Genomic DNA, 22,883 nt, shown 5'->3' with positions numbered 1-22,883 from the left:
TCGGCGATTCTAGAAACCGTGTCCGGTCGGGTCAACCTTGGATGTCATCCTGCGATATATCTTGAGGTTATCAGAAGCCGTCCTTCCAAGACCTCAAGGCAGCAAAAACAGCGGGTTGGGATTCGTTTGGATGGCCCTTCCACTCGTCTGCTTTTTGTTTAACGGATGTTTCAGTTGTGCGAAGAAACGGGTTGGTTCGCCGCTCGAGCCCGATGGTGGAAGGCAGGGTGATGCGATTGTCGGCGCGCAGGCGGGTAACTTCCTCGAAACGCCGGGCAATGTCCGGGTTCTGCGGCTCCACGGCCCTGGCGAAGCGCAGGTTGCTGAGCGTGTACTCGTGAGCGCAGTACACCTCGGTTGCCTCCGGCAGCGCGGCGAGGCGCTGAAGCGCTGGTTGCATCTGCTCGGGCGTGCCTTCGAACATGCGCCCGCAGCCGGCGGCGAACAGGGTGTCGCCGCTGAACAGCAGCGGGGTCGGTGTTTGTGCGCTGTAATAGGCGATGTGGCCGAGGGTATGACCGGGCACGGCGAGCACGTCGAAGGTCACGCCCAGCGCCGTCAGCGTGGCGCCGTCCTCCAGCGCCACGTCGCGGCCTGGAATGCGTTCGCTGCCGGGGCCGTACACCTTGGCACCGGTGGCCTGCTTCAGTTGCTCCACACCGCCGACATGGTCGGCGTGGTGATGGGTGATGAGGATGTCGCTGAGCGTCCAGCCGGCGTTCGCCTGCAACCATTGCAGCACCGGGCCGGCGTCACCGGGATCGACCACCGCGCACTGGCGTTTGGCAGTATCCTGTAACAACCAGATGTAGTTGTCGGAGAAAGCGGGGAGGGCATCGATCTGTATCATGGTGCGGATCCGAATCATCTGGCGTGGGACATGAAGGCATCTTAGCCGCGATGGCGCGGCTGACGAAACCTTCGAGGGAGAATGCAATGACCGATCAAGCCTTTGCCCAGGCCGATCCGCAGTGGGTGGAACTGATCAGCCTGGCCCGCGACTGGTTCGCCGGGCCTTTGGGCCAGTTGATGCTCAAGGAGGAGGAGAAACTGCTCGAGGAAGAGCTTGGCCGCTTCTTCGGCGGCTTCCTGGTGCACTACGGCCCCGGCGCCGAGGCGCCGCCCAGTGCCCCGCAGGTGCAGCGCAACGTGCGCCTGGGGGCACCGCTGCCGGGTGTCGAGATCGTCTGCGAGGAGCAGGCCTGGCCGTTGTCCGAGCACGCCGCCGACGTGGTAGTGCTGCAGCACGGCCTGGATTTCAGCCTGTCACCGCACGGGCTGCTGCGTCAGGCCGCCAGTGCGGTGCGCCCGGGCGGGCACTTGCTGATCGTCGGTATCAACCCCTGGAGCGCCTGGGGCGCGCGGCATTTCTTCGGCCGCGGAACGCTGCGCAAGGCGCGCTGCATATCGCCGTCGCGGGTCGGCGACTGGCTCAACCTGCTGGGCTTCGCGCTGGAGAAACGCCGCTTCGGGTGCTATCGTCCGCCGCTTTCCTCCCCGGTCTGGCAGCAGCGTCTGGCGGGCTGGGAGCGGATGGCCGGAGGGTGGCAATTGTCCGGCGGTGGGGTGTACCTGCTGGTGGCCCGCAAGATGGTGGTCGGCCTGCGGCCGCTGCCTCTGGAGCGTCGCGAGCCCATGGGCAAGCTGCTGCCCCTGCCGCTGGCCAAGGTCAATCGCCGTCACAGCGAACCCTGACAACGCCGTCCGCGATCGATAACCTGCAAGCGAACGAAGGCGGTACATGAGCGATAGCGTCGAGATCTACACCGATGGTGCCTGCAAGGGCAATCCTGGCCTGGGCGGCTGGGGCGCCCTGATCGTCTACAAGGGCGTCGAGAAGGAGCTGTGGGGCGGCGAGCGCGAAACCACCAACAACCGCATGGAACTGATGGCGGCGATCTGCGCGCTGATGGCGCTCAAGCGCGAGTGCGAAGTGGTGCTGACCACCGATTCGCAGTACGTGATGAAAGGCATCACCGAATGGATGGCCAACTGGAAGAAGCGCGGCTGGAAAACCGCCTCCAAGGAACCGGTGAAGAATGCCGACCTGTGGAAGCTGCTCGATGAGCAGGTCAACCGGCACAAGGTCACCTGGAAGTGGGTGCGTGGGCATATCGGCCATCCGGGCAACGAGCGCGCCGACCAGTTGGCCAACCGCGGTGTCGACGAGCTGCGCGCCCAGCGTTGAGGCGGCGGCAGAGCCGGCAAGCGCTTTGATGTATACTCGCCCCTTTCCCTGATGTCGCTTGGAGCCCCCGCGTGGAGCAGCAGAACACCCGACTGATCGTCCTCGATACCGAAACCACCGGTATGCCGGTCAGCGAAGGCCACCGGATCATCGAGATCGGTTGCGTCGAGGTCATCGGCCGGCGCCTGACCGGCCGCAACTTCCACGTCTACCTGCAGCCGGACCGCGAGAGCGACGAGGGCGCCATCGGCGTTCACGGCATCACCGATGCCTTCCTGATCGGCAAGCCACGTTTTGCCGACGTCGCCGAGGAATTCTTCGAGTACATCCAGGGCGCGCAACTGGTCATCCACAACGCGGCGTTCGACGTTGGCTTCATCAATAACGAATTCGCCCTGATGGGTCGGCAGGACCGCGCCGACATCTCCCAGCATTGCACCATTCTCGACACCTTGATGATGGCGCGGTCGCGCCATCCCGGCCAGCGCAACAGCCTCGATGCGCTGTGCAAGCGCTACGGCATCGACAACTCCGGCCGCGACCTGCACGGCGCCTTGCTCGACTCGGAGTTGCTGGCCGACGTCTACCTGGCGATGACCGGCGGCCAGACCAGCCTGTCGCTGGCTGGCCAGGGCGCTGAAGACGATGAAGGGCAGGGCGGCAATGGCAGCGAAATCCGCCGGATCGTCGGTCGTCAGCCGGGACCGGTGATCATCGCCAGTGAGCAGGAGCTCGAAGCCCACGCCGAGCGTCTGGCAGCCATCGCGAAATCGGCCGGTGCTCCGGCGATGTGGCAGACGCTGACGCAGCCGCCTGCAGACTGACGGGCCCGCGTAGCGAGCCCTCCGTGCTGGTCGGGATCAGGGAATGCGGATGATCTCGACGCCGCTCTGGGCCAGTTCGAAGCGGTCTTCGCCCAGGTGCGTGACCCGGTCGCCAATGGCCAGGCGATAGGTGGTGATCGGCGCGCCCAGGGTGCTGCCGTCGGCCTGCAGGGTCGACTCCTGGAACTCGTGCACCGGATAGATGCGGCCTTCGGCGTCGCGGGCGTGGAATTGGCCGACCAGTACTGCTGCCATGTAGGTTGAAACCTCTGAAATATGGAGAAATATCTGCAGTCATAGACCAGCGAAGGGCGGGGGAAGTTTTCTTGTTACGGAAAAAAACCTCGGTGGCGATGAAGGGTCATCTATAACTACACAGTTTCCCTTCCCCTGTAGAGGATGCAAATCGCCATGAGCCAGGTCTATTCGGTAGCGGTCGTTGTCGGCAGCTTGCGCAAGGACTCCTACAACCGCAAGGTCGCGCGTGCCCTTGCAGAGCTGGCACCGTCCAGCCTCGCCCTGAAGATCGTCGAGATCGGCGACCTGCCCCTGTACAACGAGGATGTCGAGGCCGCTGGTGTGCCGGCGCCATGGCAGCGTTTTCGTGACGAGATCCGGCGCAGCGACGCGGTGCTGTTCGTTACCCCGGAATACAACCGCTCGGTACCCGGCGCGCTGAAGAACGCTATCGACGTGGGTTCGCGGCCCTATGGGCAGAGTGCCTGGAGCGGCAAGCCAACCGCGGTGGCCAGTGTGTCGCCGGGTGCGATCGGTGGCTTTGGTGCCAACCATGCGGTGCGCCAGTCGCTGGTGTTCCTCGACATGCCTTGCATGCAGATGCCCGAGGCCTACATCGGCGGCGCGGCGACGCTGTTCGACGAGGCGGGCAAGCTCAGCGACAAGACCCGGCCGTTCCTGCAGACCTTCATTGACCGCTTCGCGGGCTGGGTGAAGTTGAACCGGGCAGTCTGACAGGCCGGACTACCGTTTTCGCAGGCAAGTCGGGGTACGCTTCGCCGCCCCGGCTTGCCCGCGAATGATTCATCGCCTGGCCATCAGAAACCCTGCGGCATCTCGCCCTTGGCCAGCCGCCGGTTGATGTCGGCCACCACCTGCGGCAGTTCGTTGATGGTGTCGATCAGGTAGTGCGGTCGCGAGCCTTCGAACAGCGCATGAATACGCTGGCGCTCCTGCTCCAGCTTGTCGGCATCCAGCGCCTGGTACTGCTCCCAGGTCAGCCCCAGGGCATTGCCCGAGCACACCAGGGCCACTGTCCACATCCCCGCTCGACGCCCTTCCAGGATGCCCGGCACGGTGTCGTCGACCTTCACGCAGGCCGCGACATCGTCGATCCCCAGGGCGATGACGTTGGCCAGTGCCTGGGCTGGCCACGGACGGCCGTTGGGCGTTTCGTCGGTGGCCACCACATGGTCGGCGACATAGCCGTTGCGCGCGGCCAGCTCGACCACCTTGTCCATCACCACTTTCGGATAGCCCGAGCACGAGCCGATCTTCAGGCCATCCTTGCGCAGCCCGGTGAGGGTGTCCAGGGCGCCGGGAATCAGCGCCGAATGCACGGCGATCTTTTCGATCTGCAGGGGCATGAAGCGTTCGTAGATGGCCGTGACGTCCTTGTCGGTCGGGGTACGGCCGAACACCTTGCGGTAGCGCTCGGCGATCTGCGGTACGTCGCACAGGGTGCGGATATGGTCCCATTTGCCCATGCCCATCGGGCCGCGGGCTTCTTCGATGGAGACAGCGACATCGAATTCGGCGAAGGCCTCGACGAAGATCTGGGTCGGGGCGAAGGAGCCGAAGTCGACCACGGTGCCGGCCCAGTCGAGGATGGCGGCTTGCAGCTGGGTGGGGTTGCTGTAGTTCATGGGTGCGATTTCCGTGAAGAGGGTGGGCGAAGGGTTCAGATGTCCAGCACTTCCATTTCCCGCAGCACCTGGGCCACGGCATCGACGGCGGCCTGCATGCCCGCCGCACCGACCACGCCGATGCAGCCGACGCGGAAGGTTTCGACCTGGGTCAGCTTGCCGGGGTAGAGAATGAAGCCCTTGGCCTTGACTCGCTCGTAGAAGTCCTTGAACTGGTAGCGGGAGTCCGTGGGGGCGTGGAAAGTGACGATGATCGGAGCCTGGATGTCGGTGGGCAGGAAGCTGCGCAGGCCGATCCTGGCCATGCCGTCGAGCAGGGTCCGGCAGTTGTCGGCGTAGCGTTGGTGGCGCGCTGGCAGGCCGCCTTCTTCAGCGTACTGTTGCAGTGCTTCGTGCAGTGCCGCGACCACGTGAGTCGGCGGGGTGAAGCGCCACTGGCCGGTCTTGGCCATGTAGCTGTGCTGGTCGTGCAGGTCCATGGCCAGGGAGTGGGCATTGCCTTCGGCAGCGGCCAGGGCATTTTTTTCGGCGAACACGAAGCCCATCCCCGGCACACCCTCCAGGCATTTGCCGGAGGCAGCGATCAGTGCTTCGAACGGCACTTCACGGGCATCGATGGGCAGGGCGCCGAACGAACTCATGGCATCGATGATCAGGCGCTTGCCATGGCGCTTGACGACCTGGGCGATTTCCGCGAGCGGGTTGAGAATGCCGGTGCTGGTTTCGCAATGGATCAGCGCGACGTGCGTTACACCGGGGTCGGCCGCGAGCAGGCGGTCAACGTCGGCGGCGGTGGTCGGTTGGTCTTCGGCGGTCTCGAAGGTGCTGTAGCTGCGGCCCAGCACCTTGCAGATCTTCGCCAGGCGCTGGCCGTAGGCACCGTTGATCAACACCAGTACCTTGCCGTCGCGTGGCACCAGGGTGCCGATGGCCGCTTCCACGGCGAAAGTACCGCTGCCCTGCATGGGCACGCAGTGATGGCTGGCGCTGGCGTCGAGGATTGCCAGCAGTTGTTCGCAGACGCTGGCGGTCAGTTGATTGAAGTCGCGGTCCCAGGAGCCCCAGTCCACCAGCATGGCCTGGCGGGTGCGGATCGAGGTGGTCAGGGGACCGGGGGTCAGCAGGATCGGGGCGCTGGACATTGCGGGAATTCCTCACAGGCAGTGGGCTGAAACGACGGTGCTAGGTTGCAATTCGATCAATCATCAATCAAATTGTTTATTGTTATGCCAGCCATAAGTCAGGCCGATAAATGAACCTGTTCCAGCTCCGTGCCTTCGATGCCGTTGCCCGTGAGGGCAGCTTCACCCGCGCCGCAGCGCGCCTGTTCATCAGCCAGCCGGCGGTGACCGGGCATGTGAAGGCCCTGGAGGAGCATTACCAGATCACCCTGCTGCGCCGCACCGCCCGGCGCGTCGAGCTGACCGAGGAGGGTACGCGCCTGGCGGCGATCACCCGGGCCATGTTCGGGCTGGCCGAGGAAGCCCAGGCGATGCTCGAGGCCAACCGTCAGCTGCTGACCGGGCGTCTGGAGGTAGCCGCCGACGGGCCGCACAGGGTCATGCCGATGCTGGCGCTGTTGCGCGCACGCTTCCCCGGCATCACCGTCAACCTGCGCCTGGGCAATGCCCAGGAAACCCTGGCTGCGTTGTTGTCCGAGCATGCCGATGTGGCGGTGCTGACCGAGGTGGAGCCGCGCAAGGGCCTGTACCTGCAAAGCCTGGGCGACTCGCGCCTGTGCGCCTTGCTGCCGGTCGGTCATCCTTGGGCGGGCGAGCCCGGTGAGCTGGCACTGAGTGCCCTGGACAAGCAGATCATGGTGCTGCGCGAGCCCAGTTCCATCACCCGGCGAACCTTCGATCTGGCTTGCGTCGAGGCAGGGATCCAGCCGCGTGTGCTGCTGGAGCTCGACAGCCGCGAGGCGGTGACCGAGGCGGTGGCCGCCGAGCTTGGCATCGGTATCGTTTCGTCGGTGGAAGTGGCGCATGATCCGCGGGTGGTGGCACGCCCGATGGCGGGAGACGGGCTGCTCAACCTGCACATGATCGGTTGCCTGGAGCGGCGCCGGGAGTTGCGCCTGATCCAGGCGTTCCTCGGGCTGGCGGCGAGCCTGTGAGCGCAGGCTGGTGTTTTCCCGGTATCACCCTAAGATGACGGCACTGTGCAACCTGGATCCTCGATGAGCGAGAAAGACACCATCTCCATGCAACTGGTGCGCGAAGCGCTGTTGCAGAGCTGCCCGGACAGCAAGGCAGCCGCTGCCTTGCTGACGCGCGCCGGCATCGATGCAGAGCAGCTGGACCAGCCGCTGGCGCGGGTTGGCGCCGATGCCTATGCGCGCCTCTGGCGTCTGCTGGCCCGGCGTTGCAACGATGAGTTCTTCGCCATGGATCCACGTGGCTTGCGCAGCGGCAGCCTGGCTTTCCTGTGTCGGGCGAGCATGGCGCAGCCGACCCTGGGCGAGGCGCTGGACACTGCATTGGGGTTTCTGTCGTTGATGCTCCAGGATCTGCAGCCGAGCCTGGTACGCCAGCAAAGCCTGGTCGAGATCGTCATCAACGAACCGCGCGACGAACCACGGCGAGCGTTCACCTACTTTGCTTTCTGGATGATCGTGCATGGCGTGGCCTGCTGGCTGGCGGGCCGGCGCATCCCGATCCTGGCCATCGACCTGCGCTGTGCCGAGCCACCATTCTGCGACGACTACCGGGTGATGTTCTCCGAGAACCTGCAGTTCGGTCGCCCGCGCACGCGCATGATCATCGCCGCCGACTGTCTCGACCTGCCGATGCGGCGCAGCGCCGAAGAGTTGCAGAAGTTTCTCGCCGAAGCACCGGGCAACATCCTGGTCAAATACCGCGACCCGGACAGCCTGGCGCGCCGGGTCCGACATCGCCTGGGGCAGATCGACCCGGGGCAGTGGCCAGACGCCGACACCCTCGCCCGTGACTTGTGCCTGTCGTTGTCGACCCTGCGTCGTCGCCTGGCCGAAGAGGGCCAGACCTACCAGGGGCTCAAGGACAGTGTACGGCGGCAACTGGCCATCGACTGGTTGAGCCAGGGCACGCTGGCGATGACGGACATCGCCGAGCGCCTGGGTTTTGCCGATGGCAGCTCGTTCTACCGGGCGTTTCGCAAATGGTTCGGCTGCAATCCCGGGCATTACCGCTCGTTGATGCTGGGGCGCAGCGATCCCTGACACGCTTTCCTGCTGTGCTCACGCAGATTTTGCTGGGACCGTGCGCTCTGCATTCAGACAGGAGCATGGTTCATGGGTCAGCATCAGCCCTCTTTTTCCGCCAGCCAGGTCACCGATGGTTTCATCGGGCATGCGCTGCCTGACTGGTTGCGCGGTGCCAGCCCTTCCCAGATCAACGGTCTGCGCGATCAGTTGGCTGCCCACCGGCTCACCGAGCAAGCCTTGCAGGCGTCACTCGCGAACCTGCAAGCCCCCCAGGCCTTTGCCCAACCATTGCTCGAAGCGTCCTTGCAGGCATTGACCACCAGCAAGATCGACCTGTCGCGCCTGCACTGGCGCGAGCGTTGGCGCACGTTCTCACTGCCGGGCAACAGCGCCTACAAGGAGCATGAAACACAAATTCCGGCTCTGGAGCGTCTGCTGCAGAACTTTTATGAGGATGCGTCCTCCGAGCCAGGCTCTGGCCTCGTTCACCAAGGTGCTGGCGGCAGGTTGCTGGCATTGGCGCCCGCGCAGATCGGCGCAGCCTGCCGCACCCTGGATGTGGGGCAGCGCTATCAGTCGCACCTGGACAGCGTGCTCGATGACGACCTGCGAGTGTTGCTGGCACGGGACAAGCGCCAGCGGCTTGGCCTGTCCGTGGAGCTGGAGGCCCTCAATGACAGGCTCGAGGCTGAGGATGCGCAGATGCTGCGAAATCTGGTCGCCGGCAAGCCGATCCGACACCCGCGGCACCGGGTCATCAGGACCTGGCAGTTGAGGCTGATGGGTTGCCTGGTCGAGGACGCTCTGGTCTGGAGTTTCGAAGAGGCCCCAGTACCCCATGGGGCTCTACCCTACGTGCGGGTAAACGGGTTGATTCTGTACATGACTGACCTGCCGATACGTCGCTTTGACAGCTGGGAGGCGTTGGGGCGTGCCCTGGCAGAGGCGCTGTCGCAGCCGGACTACCAGGCCGGATTCTGTCTGCGTATAGGGCTGCATGATCGAGTCCGCTTCCTGCAGACCCTGGGCATGCGGCTGCAGGACTCGGCACCCGACGTTGACCCTACCGGGCTGGAAATATCGGGGAGTGTTTTCGAGGGGCTGGCATGTCGACAGATGGATCGCATGCGCAACGATGCGCGTTTTTTACTTCCACCAGTACAGCAACTGGACCGCGACCAGCATCGCAGACACCTTCAGGCCCTGGCTCAGGTGGGGCTCGGCCTGCTCCAGCTGGCCGGTTTGTTCGTGCCGATAATCAACAACGCGCTTCTGGCGCAATTGATTGGCCAAACCCTGCTGGATGTCTTCGAAGGGGCACATGACTGGGCGCGGGGGCATCAGCACGAAGCCCTCGAACATCTGCTGGGCGTAGCCGAAACCCTGGCGATCAATACGGCCGTGGCCGGCGGTGCGCAGGTGGTGATGCGGGGCTTTGCGCGCAGTGGCTTCGTCGATGCCCTGGTGCCGGTCGATACGGCCCATGGTGCGCGCCTATGGCATGACGACCTTTCCCTGTACAGGGTGCAGGCACTGCCTGAGTCCGCAAGACTGACGCAGAACGGGCTGCTCAGCGACGGTACCCGCTACTGGTGGCGCCATGCCGGTGATGTTCATGAGGTCCATCAGCCGCATGCCAACGCTGCCTGGCAGCTCAGGCGCAACGATGGTCGGGCGGGCTTCGGCCCGTCGCTGTATGGCAATGGAGACCGCGCCTGGCGCCTGGCCTGGCATCGTCCGCAGCAGTGGCGTGGGCGCCAGCGCCTGCTGGAACACCTGTGGCCGGAAACCGAAACGCTCGATGCCCATGGGCTCGGCAGGGCGCTGGATCTGCTCGGTTTCGATGAGGCCTTTCTCCGCGCTCTGGTGGTCGAACAGCGGGCGATACCTGTGCTGCTGCGCGACCTGCTGCTGGGATTCACTGCCGATGCGCGCATCAACCGTTTCTTCGAAAGCCTGGCGCAGGTACAGGGTCCTCCCGTCGATGGCGAGTTGTGGCAGTTCTGCATGGATCATCTGCGGGCGTCTGCATGGCCGGCTTCAGAGCAGCATCAAGTGGTGCTCGATGCAGCTGCTGCCCTGCGCCAGGCGATGATGAAGCAGTTGACCGATACGCCGGTTGCCTCTCATCCCCAGCTCGCGTTGCTCAGGCGCGACTACCCCGGATTGCCCGACCGCTTTGCCGTGGAGCTGCTTGCCCGCTGCAGCTTCCAGGAGCTTGAACGGATGCGCCTGCGCGGGCGGCTGGCGTTACGGGTGGCCGAACAGGTGCGCACGAGCTTGCAGCAAGCCCGCCTCGGCCGCCTGTTGCAGGGGCTGTTGCTGGTCAATCGCTATAGTGATGAGTTGCCCGAGCTGGTGTTTGCGCTGTTGCGCAGACACGCAGCCTGGCCGCAACAGGTCAATTTCGAAGTGCGCCGGGGTTCTGATACAGGGGCCTTGCTGGCGCGTCTGTATCCGCAGGACTCGCGCCATCCGCCCAGGGTCATGGTGCACGGCCCGTCCGGCTTCAGAGTCTACGAAAACGGTCGCGCCTGCGAGCAGCCGATTGAATCGCCCTGCGGACTGCTCGAGACTTTGTTGGCGTTCCTGCCTGTCGCTCATCGGCAACGTCTGGGCTGGGAGGGGCAGCAGGCGGTCGAACGCCTGCGCACCGATCTGCAGGGGTGGCTGCCCGATACCCGCTCGGCGTTGATGACACTGGTGGGTATGCGCGAAGCCAAACCGCGCTTGCGCTCAGGTGAACGGTTGGCGGACGGGCGCTACGGCTACCTGCTCAGTGGCGGACAGACCGGTCCGGTGACTGCGCTGGAAACTCTGCGTAATCGCTTGCGTGCCCTTTACCCCGGTTTCAACGAAGCCATGATCGATCGTTACCTGCTGATGCTCGGTCGCAATCCTGAGCAGGCGTTTGTGGCCTTGTTGCGTGAAGAGGACAGTTATCGCCAGTTGGATTCGAGCTTGCGGGACTGGTCCGAGCGCAACGCAACGGCTGGCCAGCAGGCCTCGCGACGGCTGGTGGCCGATGAATTGCGCCGTTGCTGGCAGCTTCAGGGGGACCGGGGTGTTGCGCAGATCGATGGTACGCCGGGGCGCCGTTTGAGCTTGATTGGCATCCCGGTCGAGGAATTGCCGAGCTTGCCGGCTGCTGTAGACTTTTCCCATGTGACCGAACTGCTGTTGGTCAATCTGCGCCTGTCGGCGCTTCCTGTGCGGTTCCTCAGTCGGTTTCACCAGGTCGTGCGCCTTAACCTGTCCAACAACCTCATGACCACCTTGCCCTCGGGTCTGCCCCGTCTGGCGTTACTGCGCGAACTGGTGCTTTCGCGTAACCGCCTGCGCCTGGATGCGTCGGCTGGCGAAGTCGTCTCGGGTCTGGCCCAGTTGCGCGTGCTGCAGCTTGATTTCAATCCGCTGGGCACTTTGCCAATCACGTTCGCCCGCCTGCCGAGGCTGCGCGAACTGGGGGTGCGCAGTACCGGGCTGACCCGCGTACCCGATGGTCTGCTGGAGGCCGCTTCGCTGGAACATGTGGATCTGCGTGACAACCGGATCATCGAAGTGCCGGTGGCCATCCGCCAATCGCCATTGGGCATGGGAGCAGGGCTGGCCCTGCAGGGCAATCCGGTACACGAGCCTGGGCCAGCGGGCGCTGGCGTCTGGGATGACGAGCCGGATCTGCTGCCACGGGATCGCTGGCTGCTCAACGTTCCTGACGCCGAGCGCGCGGCCAGGCTCGCGCGTTGGCATGGGTTGCAGGACGAGCGCGGCAGCGATGCCTTCTTTGACCTGCTGACGGACCTGCTGTCGACCAGCGACTATCGGCGGGTGCGTGAGGATCTGGAGCGACGGGTCTGGACCCTGATCGACGATATGTACGCGCACGTCACCCTGCGCGAGGCGCTCTTCGACCTGGCCGCCGAGCCCAGGACCTGCGTGGACCGGGTAATCGCCTGCTTCAGTCGGCTCGAGGTGCGTGCAGTGGTGGAGTCCTCCCTGGGTGGTCTTGAGGCCAGTGCCGGGCGGCAGGAGCGTCTGGCACTGGGGCGGCGACTGTTTCGCCTGCAGTGGCTGGAAAACCATGCCGCTGATGAGATGCGCCGTCGTGCAGCTGCCGGGCAGAGCGTGGATGAGGTGGAGGTGAGCCTGGCTTACCGCATTGGCCTGGCAGCGCAACTCGAGTTGCCAGGCCAGCCGCGTACCATGCAGTTCGAAGGCGTCGCAGGTGTCACGGCGGCCGATCTGCAGGCCGCCAGCGAAGCGGTGATGCGTGCCGAGGCCGGTAACGCGCTGATCGCCTTCCTGGCGGAACGCGATTTCTGGCTCGAGCATTTGCGGGCGGTCGATGAGCAGGCGTTCCTGTCTATCGAGGCACCCCTGGAGCAGCGTCAGGACGCGCTGTTCGAGCAGAAAGAGCAGATGGGCAGCGGAGCGTGGAAGGCGGCGCTCGACGAGCTCGCCAAGGCTCGCGAGCAAGCGCTGCACGAGCTGGCCATGCGCCTCACCCGCGAAGCACTCGAGGGGGGTGGCGATACCTGAGCCGGGAAGGGAAATGTTCCAGCTGTTGGTCGATGGGCACCTGCCGGGATAGTGGCTGCCCGTTTTTCCACAGGACTCTGGCCTCATGACCCACACCACCCCCCCGATAACCGCAGGCACTGCGGGCGCTAAGGCCGTGGACGGGCTTATCGCCCGTCGGCTGCCGGCCTGGCTCAGGCAGGCTTCGGCTGCGCAGATCAACCGCCTGCGTGACCGGTTCGCTCGTCACCAGTCCAGTCAGGCAAAGGCCAGGGCGGCAACGCTCGAACTGATTCCGCTGCAGGACTTTGCGCAGAAGGCGTTCGCCCGCTTGCTCGCTGATCAACTGCCTGCAGGCAGTACGCTGGATACCCTGCAATGGCTGGATGTGCGCCGCGAGTTTGGCCAGGTGCCGGGTAGCCATTGGCCGTTCTATCGCCCGCGCCTGGTGCGTCAGCCCGGGCTGTTGCGCCTGATGCAGAACTTTTCGGATGACGATGCGGTACTGCAAGGCAGCGGGCTGGTGCGTCCCGGTGATGACCAGGTGCTGTCCGCAGACCCGGTACACCTGGCGCGGGCCTGTCGACATGCCGATGTGGGTCGCCTCTACCAGGACCTGCTGGTGCAGGTGTTCACGCCCGCCACCTGCGCCTTGCTGGCCGAGGACAAACGATCGGCCCTGCTGCTCATGGGGGAGATCGCGGCACTCAAGGGCGATATCGGCCCCCAGGAGCAGATTGTCCTGCAGGATCTTGGGCACGCCAATACAGACCCCCATGACGGCTTCCTGCACGGCTACCCGGGGCTGCTGCAAGTGCTCGGGTGCAGCGTCGCCGATGCCATGGTCGTCAGTCTGCGTGACCGCAACGGCGCCCACCAGGGGGTGATGCTCCATCTGCCCAGCGACACTGAAAACGCCTTGCGTCACTACGCGTCCTGGTCGGCGATGGAGCGTGCGCTGATCCGCGAGCTGCGACGCCCGGACTGTCGCCAGCGGTTTGCGCAGCTGATCGCGATGCAGCAGCGCGCGAGCTTTCTCGGTACGTTGCTCAAGCGTCTGGAGGATGATGTCCCGGACCTCGAGGTCCAGGGTCTGACGGCCCCGGGCGACATTTTCGAACGCCTGGTCGAGCAGCAGGTCGAGCGGGTCAAGTCCGATGCCCGGCTGCTGCTGGTGCCGACCGCCGACGCGGACCAGCAAGCCGCGGATGCACGGCTGCAGGTCTGGTCCGGCATCGGCCTGGGCCTGGCCAACCTGGCCGGCCTGTTCATTCCAATGGTCGGCGCGATGCTGTTGGGTTTGCTGGTGGTCCAGACCCTGTCGGAGGTGTTCGAAGGTGCACTCGACTGGTACCACGGCCACCAGTACGAAGCACTGGAACACATGCTGGGTGTGGCCGAGACGCTTGCCGTCACTGCGGCCCTCGCCGGCGGCGCATCGGTGGTGGCGCGCGGTTTTGCCCGCAGCACGTTCGTCGATGGGTTGCACCCTGTGAGCCTGGGGGAGGCGGGCGAGCGACTGTGGTCATTCGATCTGGCGCCTTATGCGCAGCAACCGGAGGATGTGAGGTTGCAGGCTGATGGTCTCTATGGTCAGGGCAATCGCCGCTGGCTGCGGATCGGCCAGCGTTTCTTCCGGCTCCGCCGTGCAGGTGCCGATGAGCCCTGGTGCCTGCGTCACCCGCTGCGTGAGAGCGCTTACGGGCCTCAGGTCGAGGCGCTGGGCGATCGTGGTTGGCGCCTGCATCTGGACCGTCCGCTGGAATGGCAGGATGAGGCGCGCATGCTCGATACGCTCTGGCCGCAACACCCGCCCGTTTCCGCGGGCCAGGCGCGCCAAGTGATGAAGGTCGCCGATATCGATGCGCCAGCGTTGAGGGGGCTGCTTGTCGAGGGTCGCAGCTTGCCCGCGAACCTCGCCGATACACTGCTGCGCTTTGAGGCTGACCAACGCGTAACGACCTTCTTCGAGGCCCTGGCCGATGGCCGGCAACCGGCCGGCGACGCCGCTATCCAGGCCTGGTGCCTGGCACTGCCCGGCACCGAGGGTCTGGAGGAGGATGCGCTGCGCCACATGCTGCTCGAACGGGCGCCAGCGCTGCGCGAGCAACTGTTCGAGGCCCTGACGCAACAGGCATTGCCGACCGATGCCTTGCGATCCCTGGTGCTGCGCGATTTTCCGGGGCTGCCAGCCGCCTATGCGCAGCAAGTGGTACAGGACGTCGGGGGCGACGAGCGGGAAGTGGCGCTGACGCAGGCCAAGATGCCGATGACCCTGGCGGTCAAGGCACGCGCGTTGCTGCAGATGGCCAGGCTCAACCGCGCCGTCGAAGGGCTGTATCTGGATAACGCCTACTGCAGCGAAACAGGCGAACTGGCACTGGCGCTACTGGCCCGTCTGCCCGGCTGGACAGGCAGCACCCGTCTGGCCCTGCGCGAAGGGGCGGTGAATGGGCGGGTGATCGCGGCGGCAGGCCCGGAGGCGATCCATGTCGAGCATGCCACGCTGGTGCGCAGCGACGGGGCCTTCCAGATCTACGACGGTACAGATACCCTGCGCGCGACGGCCGATGCCGCTCCACTGCGACGTATCGAGACCGCAATCATCGCAGCGTTGCCCCTGTCGGTGCGCAGCGACCTGGGCCTGGCGGGTTCTGACGGGCCGGCTATCCTGCGTCGTCTGCTGCAGGCCCAACTGCCCGAGGCTCGAAACGAACGTCTGCAAGTGCTCGGCTGGACCGCGCAGCCGCGCTGGTTCAACCCCGGAAGGCGCCTGGCCGATGGCCGTGTGGGTTATCCGCTCAATGGCCAGGATGGGTCAGGCCCCTCGTCCTCGCGGGTAATGCGCGATCGGCTGCGAGCCTTGTATCCAGGGTTGTCCGATACGCAACTCCAGGCACGGCTGCAGGTGCTGCTGCAGGCCCCCGACTCTGCCTATCGGCGCCTGCTGGCGCTGGAGAACGACTTCAACAGGCTCGGCCAGGCGCTCGATATCTGGATCCGTGGTGCAGTGCAAGGCCACGTCCAGAAGGCGAGGCGCCTGTTGGCCGAACGTCTGCGCCGCGCATGGCGCCTGCTGGGTGAACCGGACCCGGCGGCCGATAGTGCATCGGCGGGCCACAGCCTGAGTCTTACCGGCCCGCAGGTGCGCACGCTCCCTGCCCTTGTGCCGCCGATCGAGTTTCCCGCAGTCACCACACTGGTGATCAGCGATACGCCGCTGAGCCAGATACCGACAGATTTTCTGCGCTGCTTTGGCGCCTTGCACGAGCTGGACCTGAGCAACAACCAACTGCTGGGTGTGCCGCCCGGAATCGCCCAGCTTGCGCAACTGCGGCGCCTGCGGATGTCGCGCAACAATCTGCGGCTTTACAGCGACGGCATCGAGGTGATCAACAGCCTGCGGCACCTGCGCAGCCTAGATCTGAGCCACAACCCGCTGGGTAGCGCAGGCTTGAGCTTCGGCCACCTGCAGCGCCTGGTCAGCCTCAACCTGCGTAACTGCCGCCTGACCGCCTGGCCCGATGGTATGCAGCTGTGCGCCGACCTGGAGCGGGCAGACCTTCGCGACAACCTCATTGCCAGGGCGCCGGCCGGCATCCTGAAGATGCCGAACCTGTTCCGTCGGGCTTTTCTGGTGGAGCACAACCCGATGTCCAATGTCGAACTGTGCATCCTGTATGCCATGGACACGGTGATGGAGCATCTTCACTTGCCCGAACGGGTCATTGCCCTCGACCCTGCAACGCATCGGGCGCACTGGCTGGCCAGTGTGGCGGTCGCCGAACAGCCAGGGTACAGGGTGCTCTGGGATACACTCCACGCCCTGCCTGCAAGCAGTGGCCTGTTCCGCTTGCTGGCGCGTTTGTCGCAGTCTGCAGAGCAGGTCAATGCACCGACGGTACTGGCCCGCAGGGTCTGGGGTCTGCTCGAGGCGCTCCATGCCGACAGCGATCTGCGCGGCCGGGTATACGCCTTTGCCAGCGAGCCGCTTGGGTGCCAGAACGGTGTCAGCGATTGCTTCAGCGAACTGTTGCGACTGACCGCCGTCGCCAGGGCCGAGGCCAACACCTTGCACGAGCGGGGTGACGCGTTGATCACCCTCGGGCAGGGGTTGTTCCGGCTCGAGCGTCTGGAGCAGTTTGCACGGCAGGATATCCGCCGGCGTCTGCAAGCGGGCGACAGCGTCGATCAACTGGCCGTCAGGCTTTACTACCGTGTGCACCTGCGCGGGCGCCTGAGCCTGCCGTTCCAGCCAGGCAGCATGGCCTATGTCGAGGCTGCAGAGGTCGATGATGACCAACTGCAACGAGCCTTGAGCGCCGTGCTTGCAGCGCAAACGATGCAGGCGCTGTCGCGCAATATGGCAGGGCGCAGGTTTTGGCAGCGCTACATCCGTGAGCGAAACCCTGAACCCTTCGAGGTTGCCGAGCAGGCGCACCTGGCGCGGCAACGCGCCCTGGAAGAGCGTGCAGACACGATGAGTACCCAGGCTCTGGAGAGTGAACGCGAGGCCCTGCGCCTGGAGCGGGACGGCCATGAGCAGGCGTTGGTATTCGAACTGACCCGCCAGATGCTCTACGGCCGCGAGCGTGGGCAGGCCTGAGTGGCCAAACCGTTCAGCCGCTTTGAGGGCTTTTGCCATTGTCCTGACAGGCTGGCAGCGCGACTATCGTCGGACCCGGGATTCAACGCCAACAACAAGAAACCAGGAGTCCGACGATGCGTGATTACGCCGAGGCGGCACGGGCATTCGACTATGCCCAGGTGGCCGCCAACGCCTTGCACGGCAACCTGCAGGCGCTCAACGCCTGTGTCGAGTGCTGCGACCGCCACACGGGCATGAACAAGCCTGCGCTGGTCTGCGAAGACCAACACGGTAAAGGCGCGCGGTACAGTTTCGAGTACCTGCAATCGCAGGCTGCACGCTTTGCCAATGTGCTCAAGGCTCAAGGTGTGCAACCCGGCGACAGGGTCGCCGGCCTGATGCCACGTACGGTCGAGTTGCTGGTAACGATCCTTGCCACCTGGCGGCTGGGCGCGGTGTACCAGCCGTTGTTCACCGCCTTCGGCCCCAAGGCCATCGAGCACCGCCTGGAGCAATCCCACGCACGCGTGGTGGTCACCGATCAGGCCAACCGCTGCAAGCTGGACGAAGTGCCTGACTGCCCGACCGTCATCACCGTCGGCGCGGCGCACGGCCTGGACTTCCAGTGCCTGCTCGAGGCCGCGAGCGATCACTGCGAGCCGGTGATGCGCAGCGGCGATGATCCTTTCCTGCTGATGTTCACCTCAGGCACCACTGGCCCGGCCAAGCCGCTGGAAGTGCCGTTGCGAGCGATCGTGGCGTTCAAGGGCTACATGCGCGACGCCATCGACCTGCGCCCCGACGACAGGTTCTGGAACCTGGCGGATCCGGGCTGGGCCTATGGCCTGTACTACGCCGTGACCGGTCCGCTGGCGCTGGGCCAGGCGACGACCTTCTACGACGGACCGTTCAGCGTCGAGAGCTGTGCACGCATCATCGACAAGCTGGGGATCAGCAACCTGGCCGGCTCACCTACCGCCTACCGTCTGCTGATCGCCGCCGGCAACGCATTCTCGACGCCGATCAAGGGCCGCCTGCGGGTGGTCAGCAGCGCCGGTGAACCGCTCAATCCGGAGGTGATCCGCTGGTTCGCCGATGCCCTGGACGTGACCATTCATGATCATTACGGCCAGACCGAACTGGGCATGGTGCTGTGCAACCATCATGGCCTGGCGCACCCGGTACGCATGGGCTCGGCCGGCTTCGCCATCCCCGGGCATCGCATCGTGGTGCTGGACGAGGCGGGTAACGAACTGCCGGCCGGGCAACCCGGGATCCTCGCCGTTGACCGCCAACAGTCGCCGCTGTGCTGGTTCGGCGGTTACCACGGGGTGCCGACCAAGGCCTTTGTCGGCAAGTACTACTTGTCCGGCGACACCGTCGAACTCAATCCAGACGGCAGCATCAGCTTCGTCGGCCGCAGCGACGATGTGATCACCACCTCCGGCTACCGTGTCGGCCCGTTCGATGTGGAGAGCGCGCTGATCGAGCATCCCGCCGTGATCGAGGCGGCGGTGGTCGGCAAGCCTGATCCGCAACGCACCGAGCTGATCAAGGCGTTCGTGGTGCTGGCGGCAGGCTACGACGCCAGTCCCGAACTGGAAGAGACCCTGCGCCAGCACGTGCGTCAGCGTCTCTATGCACACGCCTACCCGCGTGAAATCGAATTCGTTGGCGAGCTGCCCAAGACCCCGAGCGGCAAGCTGCAACGCTTCATCCTGCGCAATCAGGAAATCGCCAGACAACACGCCGCGCAGGCCACCCCTGCCGACGCTTGAAGGAAGCTATCCATGAAAGTCACAGACAAGAATTTCATCGTCACCGGCGCTGCCTCCGGGCTGGGTGCCGCCACCGCGCAGATGCTGGTCGAGGCCGGCGCCCGGGTGATGCTGGTCGATCTCAATGCCCAGGCGGTCGAGGCCAAGGCGCACGAGCTGGGTGACAACGCCCGCTTCGCCGTGGCCGACATCAGCGACGAACAGGCCGCACAGGCGGCGGTCGAGGCGGCGGTCAGCGCCTTTGGCAGCCTGCACGGGCTGGTCAACTGCGCCGGTATCGTCGGCGCCGAGAAGGTCCTGGGCAAGCAGGGGCCGCATGGCCTGGCGAGTTTCTCCAGGGTCATCAACGTCAACCTGATCGGCAGCTTCAACATGCTGCGCCTGGCGGCCGCCGCCATGGCCGAAGGGGCGGCGGACGAAAGCGGCGAGGGTGGGGTGATCATCAACACCGCTTCCATCGCCGCCTATGACGGGCAGATCGGCCAGGCCGCCTATGCCGCCTCCAAGGGCGCCATCGCCAGCCTCACCCTGCCGACTGCCCGTGAACTGGCACGCTTCGGCATCCGTGTGATGACCATCGCTCCCGGCATCTTCGAGACGCCGATGATGGCCGGCATGACCCAGGAAGTACGTGACTCGCTGGCCGCTGGCGTGCCGTTCCCACCGCGCCTTGGCCGCCCGCAGGAATACGCAGCCCTGGCCCGTCACATCATCGAGAACAGCATGCTCAACGGCGAGGTGATCCGCCTCGACGGCGCCCTGCGCATGGCTGCCAAGTAAGGAGAATACCCATGACTCTCGCCAATGATCCGATCGTCATCGTCAGTGCAGTGCGCACGCCCATGGGGGGCCTGCAAGGCGACCTGAAGAGCCTCAGTGCGCCGCAACTGGGCAGCGTGGCGATCCGCGCCGCCGTCGAACGGGCCGGTATCGACGCCGCCAGTGTCGAGCAGGTGCTGTTCGGCTGCGTGCTGCCCGCAGGCCTCGGCCAGGCACCAGCACGCCAGGCCGCACTCGGTGCCGGCCTCGACAAACACACCACCTGCACCACCCTGAACAAGATGTGCGGCTCCGGCATGCAGGCGGCGATCATGGCCCATGACCTGCTGCTGGCCGGCAGCGCCGAGGTGATCGTTGCCGGTGGCATGGAGAGCATGACCAACGCCCCCTACCTGCTGGACAAGGCCCGCGGTGGCTATCGCATGGGGCATGGCACGATCATCGACCACATGTTCAAGGACGGCCTCGAGGACGCCTACGACAAAGGCCGGCTGATGGGGAACTTCGCCGAAGACTGCGCGCAGAAAGGCGATTTCAGCCGCGAAGCCCAGGATGCCTTCGCCATTGCATCGCTGACCCGCGCCCAGGAGGCGATCAAGAGCGGTCGCTTCAGCGCCGAGATCGTGCCGGTGGAAGTCACCGAGGGCAAGCAGACGCGTGTCATCACGGATGACGAACAACCGCCCAAGGCGCGATTGGACAAGATTCCCCAGCTCAAACCGGCCTTCCGCGAAGGCGGTACGGTGACGGCAGCCAACTCCAGCTCGATCTCCGACGGTGCCGCAGCGCTGGTGCTGATGCGCCGCAGCCAGGCTGAACAGCGCGGTCTCAAGCCGCTCGCCGTGATCCACGGTCATGCAGCCTTTGCCGATACACCGGCGCTGTTCCCGACCGCGCCGATCGGCGCCATCGACAAGCTGGTCAAACGCACCGGCTGGAACCTGTCGGAAGTCGACCTGTTCGAGATCAACGAAGCGTTCGCCGTGGTCACCCTGGCGGCCATGAAGCACTTCGACCTGCCCCATGACAAGGTCAACATCCATGGCGGTGCCTGCGCACTGGGCCACCCGATCGGCGCCTCCGGGGCACGCATTCTGGTGACCCTGCTTTCGGCGCTGCGCCAGAACAACCTGCGCCGTGGTATCGCGGCCATCTGCATCGGCGGCGGCGAGGCCACGGCGATTGCAGTCGAATGCCTGTACTGAGGTGAGCCATGCTGGTAACTGACGAGCAACAACAGATCGCCGACGCGGTGAAGGACTTCGCCCAGGAGCGCCTCAAGCCGTTCGCCGAACAGTGGGACAAGGAACACCGTTTCCCGCGCGAGGCCATCGACGAAATGGCCGGGCTCGGCCTGTTCGGCATGCTGGTCCCGGAGCAGTGGGGCGGCAGCGACACCGGCTATGTCGCCTACGCCATGGCCCTTGAAGAGATCGCCGCTGGCGATGGCGCCTGCTCGACCATCATGAGCGTGCACAACTCGGTGGGCTGCGTGCCGATCCTCAAGTTCGGCACCGAGCAGCAGAAGCAGCAGTACCTGACGCAGTTGGCCAGCGGTTCGATGATCGGCGCCTTTGCCCTCACCGAGCCCCAGGCCGGGTCCGATGCCAGCAGCCTGAAGACCCGTGCGCGCCGCGACGGCGATCACTACGTGCTCAACGGCAGCAAGCAGTTCATCACCTCCGGGCAGAACGCCGGGGTGGTGATCGTCTTCGCGGTCACCGACCCCGAGGCGGGCAAGCGCGGGATCAGCGCCTTCATCGTCCCGACCGATTCCCCCGGCTACCAGGTGGTGCGGGTCGAGGAAAAGCTCGGCCAGCATGCCTCGGACACCTGTCAGATCGTCTTCGATGACGTGCGTGTGCCGGTCGCCAATCGGCTGGGTGAAGAAGGGCAGGGCTACAAGATCGCCCTGGCCAACCTCGAAGGTGGACGCATCGGCATCGCCGCGCAGTCGGTCGGCATGGCCCGTGCCGCGTTCGAAGCGGCGCGCGACTATGCCAGGGAGCGCCAGAGCTTCGGCAAGGTACTGGTCGAGCACCAGGCCGTAGCCTTCCGCCTGGCCGACATGGCCACCCGCATTGCAGTTGCGCGGCAGATGGTGCTGCACGCCGCAGCGTTGCGCGACGCCGGGCGCCCGGCGCTGGTGGAGGCTTCGATGGCCAAGCTTTTCGCCTCGGAAATGGCCGAAAAGGTCTGCTCGGATGCCTTGCAGACGCTCGGCGGATATGGCTATCTGAAGGACTTCCCGCTGGAGCGCATCTACCGTGATGTGCGGGTCTGCCAGATCTACGAAGGCACCAGTGACATTCAGCGCATGGTCATTGCGCGCAATCTTTGAAGGAGCAGCTTGCATGGCATTCGAAACAATCCTGCTGGACATCCACGGCAAGGTCGGCCTGATCACGCTCAACCGTCCCCAGGCGCTCAACGCCTTGAACGCGCAGATCGTGGCCGAGATCAACCAGGCCCTGGATCAGCTCGAGCGTGATCCGAACATCGGTTGCGTGGTGTTGACCGGTTCTGCCAAGGCTTTTGCTGCGGGCGCCGACATCAAGGAAATGGCCGAACTGCAATACCCGCAGATCTATGTCGACGACCTGTTCAGCGATGCCGACCGCATCGCCAACCGGCGCAAGCCGATCATCGCTGCGGTGTCGGGTTTCGCCCTGGGCGGTGGCTGTGAGCTGGCGATGATGTGCGACTTCATCCTCGCCGCCGATAACGCCAGATTCGGCCAGCCCGAAATCAACCTCGGTGTGCTGCCGGGCATGGGCGGCACCCAGCGCCTCACCCGGGCAGTGGGCAAGGCCAAGGCCATGGAGCTGTGCCTGACCGGCCGCCTGATGGGCGCCGAGGAAGCCGAGCGGGCGGGCCTGGTGGCCCGCGTGGTGCCCCAGGCCGAGTTGCTGGAGGAGGCGTTGAAGGTGGCGGCGACCATCGCCGGCAAATCCATCCCGGTCAGCATGATGGTCAAGGAAAGCGTCAATCGCGCGTTCGAGGTTAGCCTGAGCGAGGGCGTGCGCTTCGAGCGTCGCGTGTTCCACGCAGCCTTCTCCACCGAAGACCAGAAAGAGGGCATGGCCGCCTTCATCGCCAAGCGTGAGGCACAGTTCAAGGATCGCTGAGTGTCAGGGGCG

Annotated in this window: 17 protein-coding genes; 13 read left to right on the top strand and 4 right to left on the bottom strand. The window is 65.1% G+C overall.

Annotated elements, in window-relative coordinates; all coding sequences use genetic code 11:
• Nucleotides 1–70 precede the first annotated feature (70 nt).
• Nucleotides 71–850, bottom strand: a complete 780-nt coding sequence (gloB, locus tag AC1TXO_RS17760) for a hydroxyacylglutathione hydrolase (RefSeq protein ID WP_486402956.1) — start codon at nucleotides 848–850, stop codon at nucleotides 71–73.
• A gap of 86 nt (nucleotides 851–936) precedes the next feature.
• On the opposite strand from gloB, the gene AC1TXO_RS17755 reads away from it, so the two are divergent.
• From AC1TXO_RS17755 to dnaQ, 3 genes are all read left to right on the top strand, one after another.
• Nucleotides 937–1,695 (top strand): class I SAM-dependent methyltransferase, encoded by a 759-nt coding sequence (locus tag AC1TXO_RS17755; RefSeq protein ID WP_486402955.1) that lies wholly within the window; start codon nucleotides 937–939, stop codon nucleotides 1,693–1,695.
• Nucleotides 1,696–1,741: 46 nt separating this feature from the next.
• Nucleotides 1,742–2,188 (top strand): ribonuclease HI, encoded by a 447-nt coding sequence (gene rnhA, locus AC1TXO_RS17750; RefSeq protein ID WP_486402954.1) that lies wholly within the window; start codon nucleotides 1,742–1,744, stop codon nucleotides 2,186–2,188.
• 122 nt (nucleotides 2,189–2,310) lie between these two features.
• Nucleotides 2,311–3,012, top strand: a complete 702-nt coding sequence (dnaQ, locus tag AC1TXO_RS17745) for a DNA polymerase III subunit epsilon (RefSeq protein WP_486406858.1) — start codon at nucleotides 2,311–2,313, stop codon at nucleotides 3,010–3,012.
• Nucleotides 3,013–3,048: 36 nt separating this feature from the next.
• Here the strand turns inward: dnaQ and AC1TXO_RS17740 are convergent, their stop codons facing one another.
• Nucleotides 3,049–3,267 carry a hypothetical protein gene (locus AC1TXO_RS17740; protein WP_486402953.1) on the bottom strand — a complete coding sequence of 73 codons (219 nt, stop codon included), beginning with the start codon at nucleotides 3,265–3,267 and terminating at the stop codon, nucleotides 3,049–3,051.
• 156 nt (nucleotides 3,268–3,423) lie between these two features.
• Between AC1TXO_RS17740 and AC1TXO_RS17735 the strand changes: the two genes are divergently transcribed.
• Complete coding sequence (locus AC1TXO_RS17735) at nucleotides 3,424–3,984, top strand: NADPH-dependent FMN reductase (RefSeq protein WP_486402952.1); 561 nt, start codon at nucleotides 3,424–3,426, stop codon at nucleotides 3,982–3,984.
• 83 nt (nucleotides 3,985–4,067) lie between these two features.
• On the opposite strand, the gene phnX is transcribed toward AC1TXO_RS17735, so the two are convergent.
• Both phnX and AC1TXO_RS17725 read right to left on the bottom strand, forming a co-directional pair.
• Entirely contained in the window at nucleotides 4,068–4,895 is an 828-nt protein-coding gene (gene phnX / locus AC1TXO_RS17730) for a phosphonoacetaldehyde hydrolase (RefSeq protein ID WP_486402951.1), read from the bottom strand.
• 35 nt (nucleotides 4,896–4,930) lie between these two features.
• Complete coding sequence (locus AC1TXO_RS17725; protein WP_486402950.1) at nucleotides 4,931–6,037, bottom strand: 2-aminoethylphosphonate--pyruvate transaminase; 1,107 nt, start codon at nucleotides 6,035–6,037, stop codon at nucleotides 4,931–4,933.
• A 110-nt stretch (nucleotides 6,038–6,147) separates the two neighbouring features.
• Here AC1TXO_RS17725 and AC1TXO_RS17720 point away from each other — a divergent pair, with 110 nt between their 5' ends.
• From AC1TXO_RS17720 to AC1TXO_RS17680, 9 genes are all read left to right on the top strand, one after another.
• A complete protein-coding gene (locus tag AC1TXO_RS17720; protein ID WP_486402949.1) occupies nucleotides 6,148–7,011 on the top strand; it encodes a LysR substrate-binding domain-containing protein in 864 nt (287 codons plus the stop codon).
• A gap of 63 nt (nucleotides 7,012–7,074) precedes the next feature.
• Nucleotides 7,075–8,094 (top strand): AraC family transcriptional regulator, encoded by a 1,020-nt coding sequence (locus AC1TXO_RS17715; protein WP_486402948.1) that lies wholly within the window; start codon nucleotides 7,075–7,077, stop codon nucleotides 8,092–8,094.
• Between the two features lie 72 nt (nucleotides 8,095–8,166).
• Nucleotides 8,167–12,618 carry an NEL-type E3 ubiquitin ligase domain-containing protein gene (locus AC1TXO_RS17710; protein WP_486402947.1) on the top strand — a complete coding sequence of 1,484 codons (4,452 nt, stop codon included), beginning with the start codon at nucleotides 8,167–8,169 and terminating at the stop codon, nucleotides 12,616–12,618.
• Nucleotides 12,619–12,703: 85 nt separating this feature from the next.
• Nucleotides 12,704–17,203, top strand: coding sequence for an NEL-type E3 ubiquitin ligase domain-containing protein (locus AC1TXO_RS17705; protein WP_486402946.1), 4,500 nt, complete (start codon nucleotides 12,704–12,706; stop codon nucleotides 17,201–17,203).
• A 116-nt stretch (nucleotides 17,204–17,319) separates the two neighbouring features.
• Nucleotides 17,320–18,963: an acyl-CoA synthetase gene (locus AC1TXO_RS17700; protein WP_486402945.1), complete on the top strand. Its 1,644-nt coding sequence runs from the start codon at nucleotides 17,320–17,322 to the stop codon at nucleotides 18,961–18,963.
• 12 nt (nucleotides 18,964–18,975) lie between these two features.
• Complete coding sequence (locus AC1TXO_RS17695; protein ID WP_486402944.1) at nucleotides 18,976–19,743, top strand: SDR family NAD(P)-dependent oxidoreductase; 768 nt, start codon at nucleotides 18,976–18,978, stop codon at nucleotides 19,741–19,743.
• Nucleotides 19,744–19,754: 11 nt separating this feature from the next.
• Nucleotides 19,755–20,948, top strand: a complete 1,194-nt coding sequence (locus tag AC1TXO_RS17690; protein ID WP_486402943.1) for an acetyl-CoA C-acyltransferase — start codon at nucleotides 19,755–19,757, stop codon at nucleotides 20,946–20,948.
• Nucleotides 20,949–20,956: 8 nt separating this feature from the next.
• Nucleotides 20,957–22,084, top strand: coding sequence for an acyl-CoA dehydrogenase (locus AC1TXO_RS17685; protein ID WP_486402942.1), 1,128 nt, complete (start codon nucleotides 20,957–20,959; stop codon nucleotides 22,082–22,084).
• Nucleotides 22,085–22,097: 13 nt separating this feature from the next.
• The gene (locus tag AC1TXO_RS17680; RefSeq protein WP_486402941.1) at nucleotides 22,098–22,871 is read left to right on the top strand and encodes an enoyl-CoA hydratase; all 774 of its coding nucleotides are present in this window, start codon (nucleotides 22,098–22,100) and stop codon (nucleotides 22,869–22,871) included.
• The last annotated feature ends 12 nt before the right edge of the window (nucleotides 22,872–22,883 follow it).

It is taken from the genome of Pseudomonas sp. FA117 (assembly GCF_057370475.1).
Note: the sequence above shows the minus strand (reverse complement) of the source record. Positions and strands in the feature narration are given on the sequence as shown.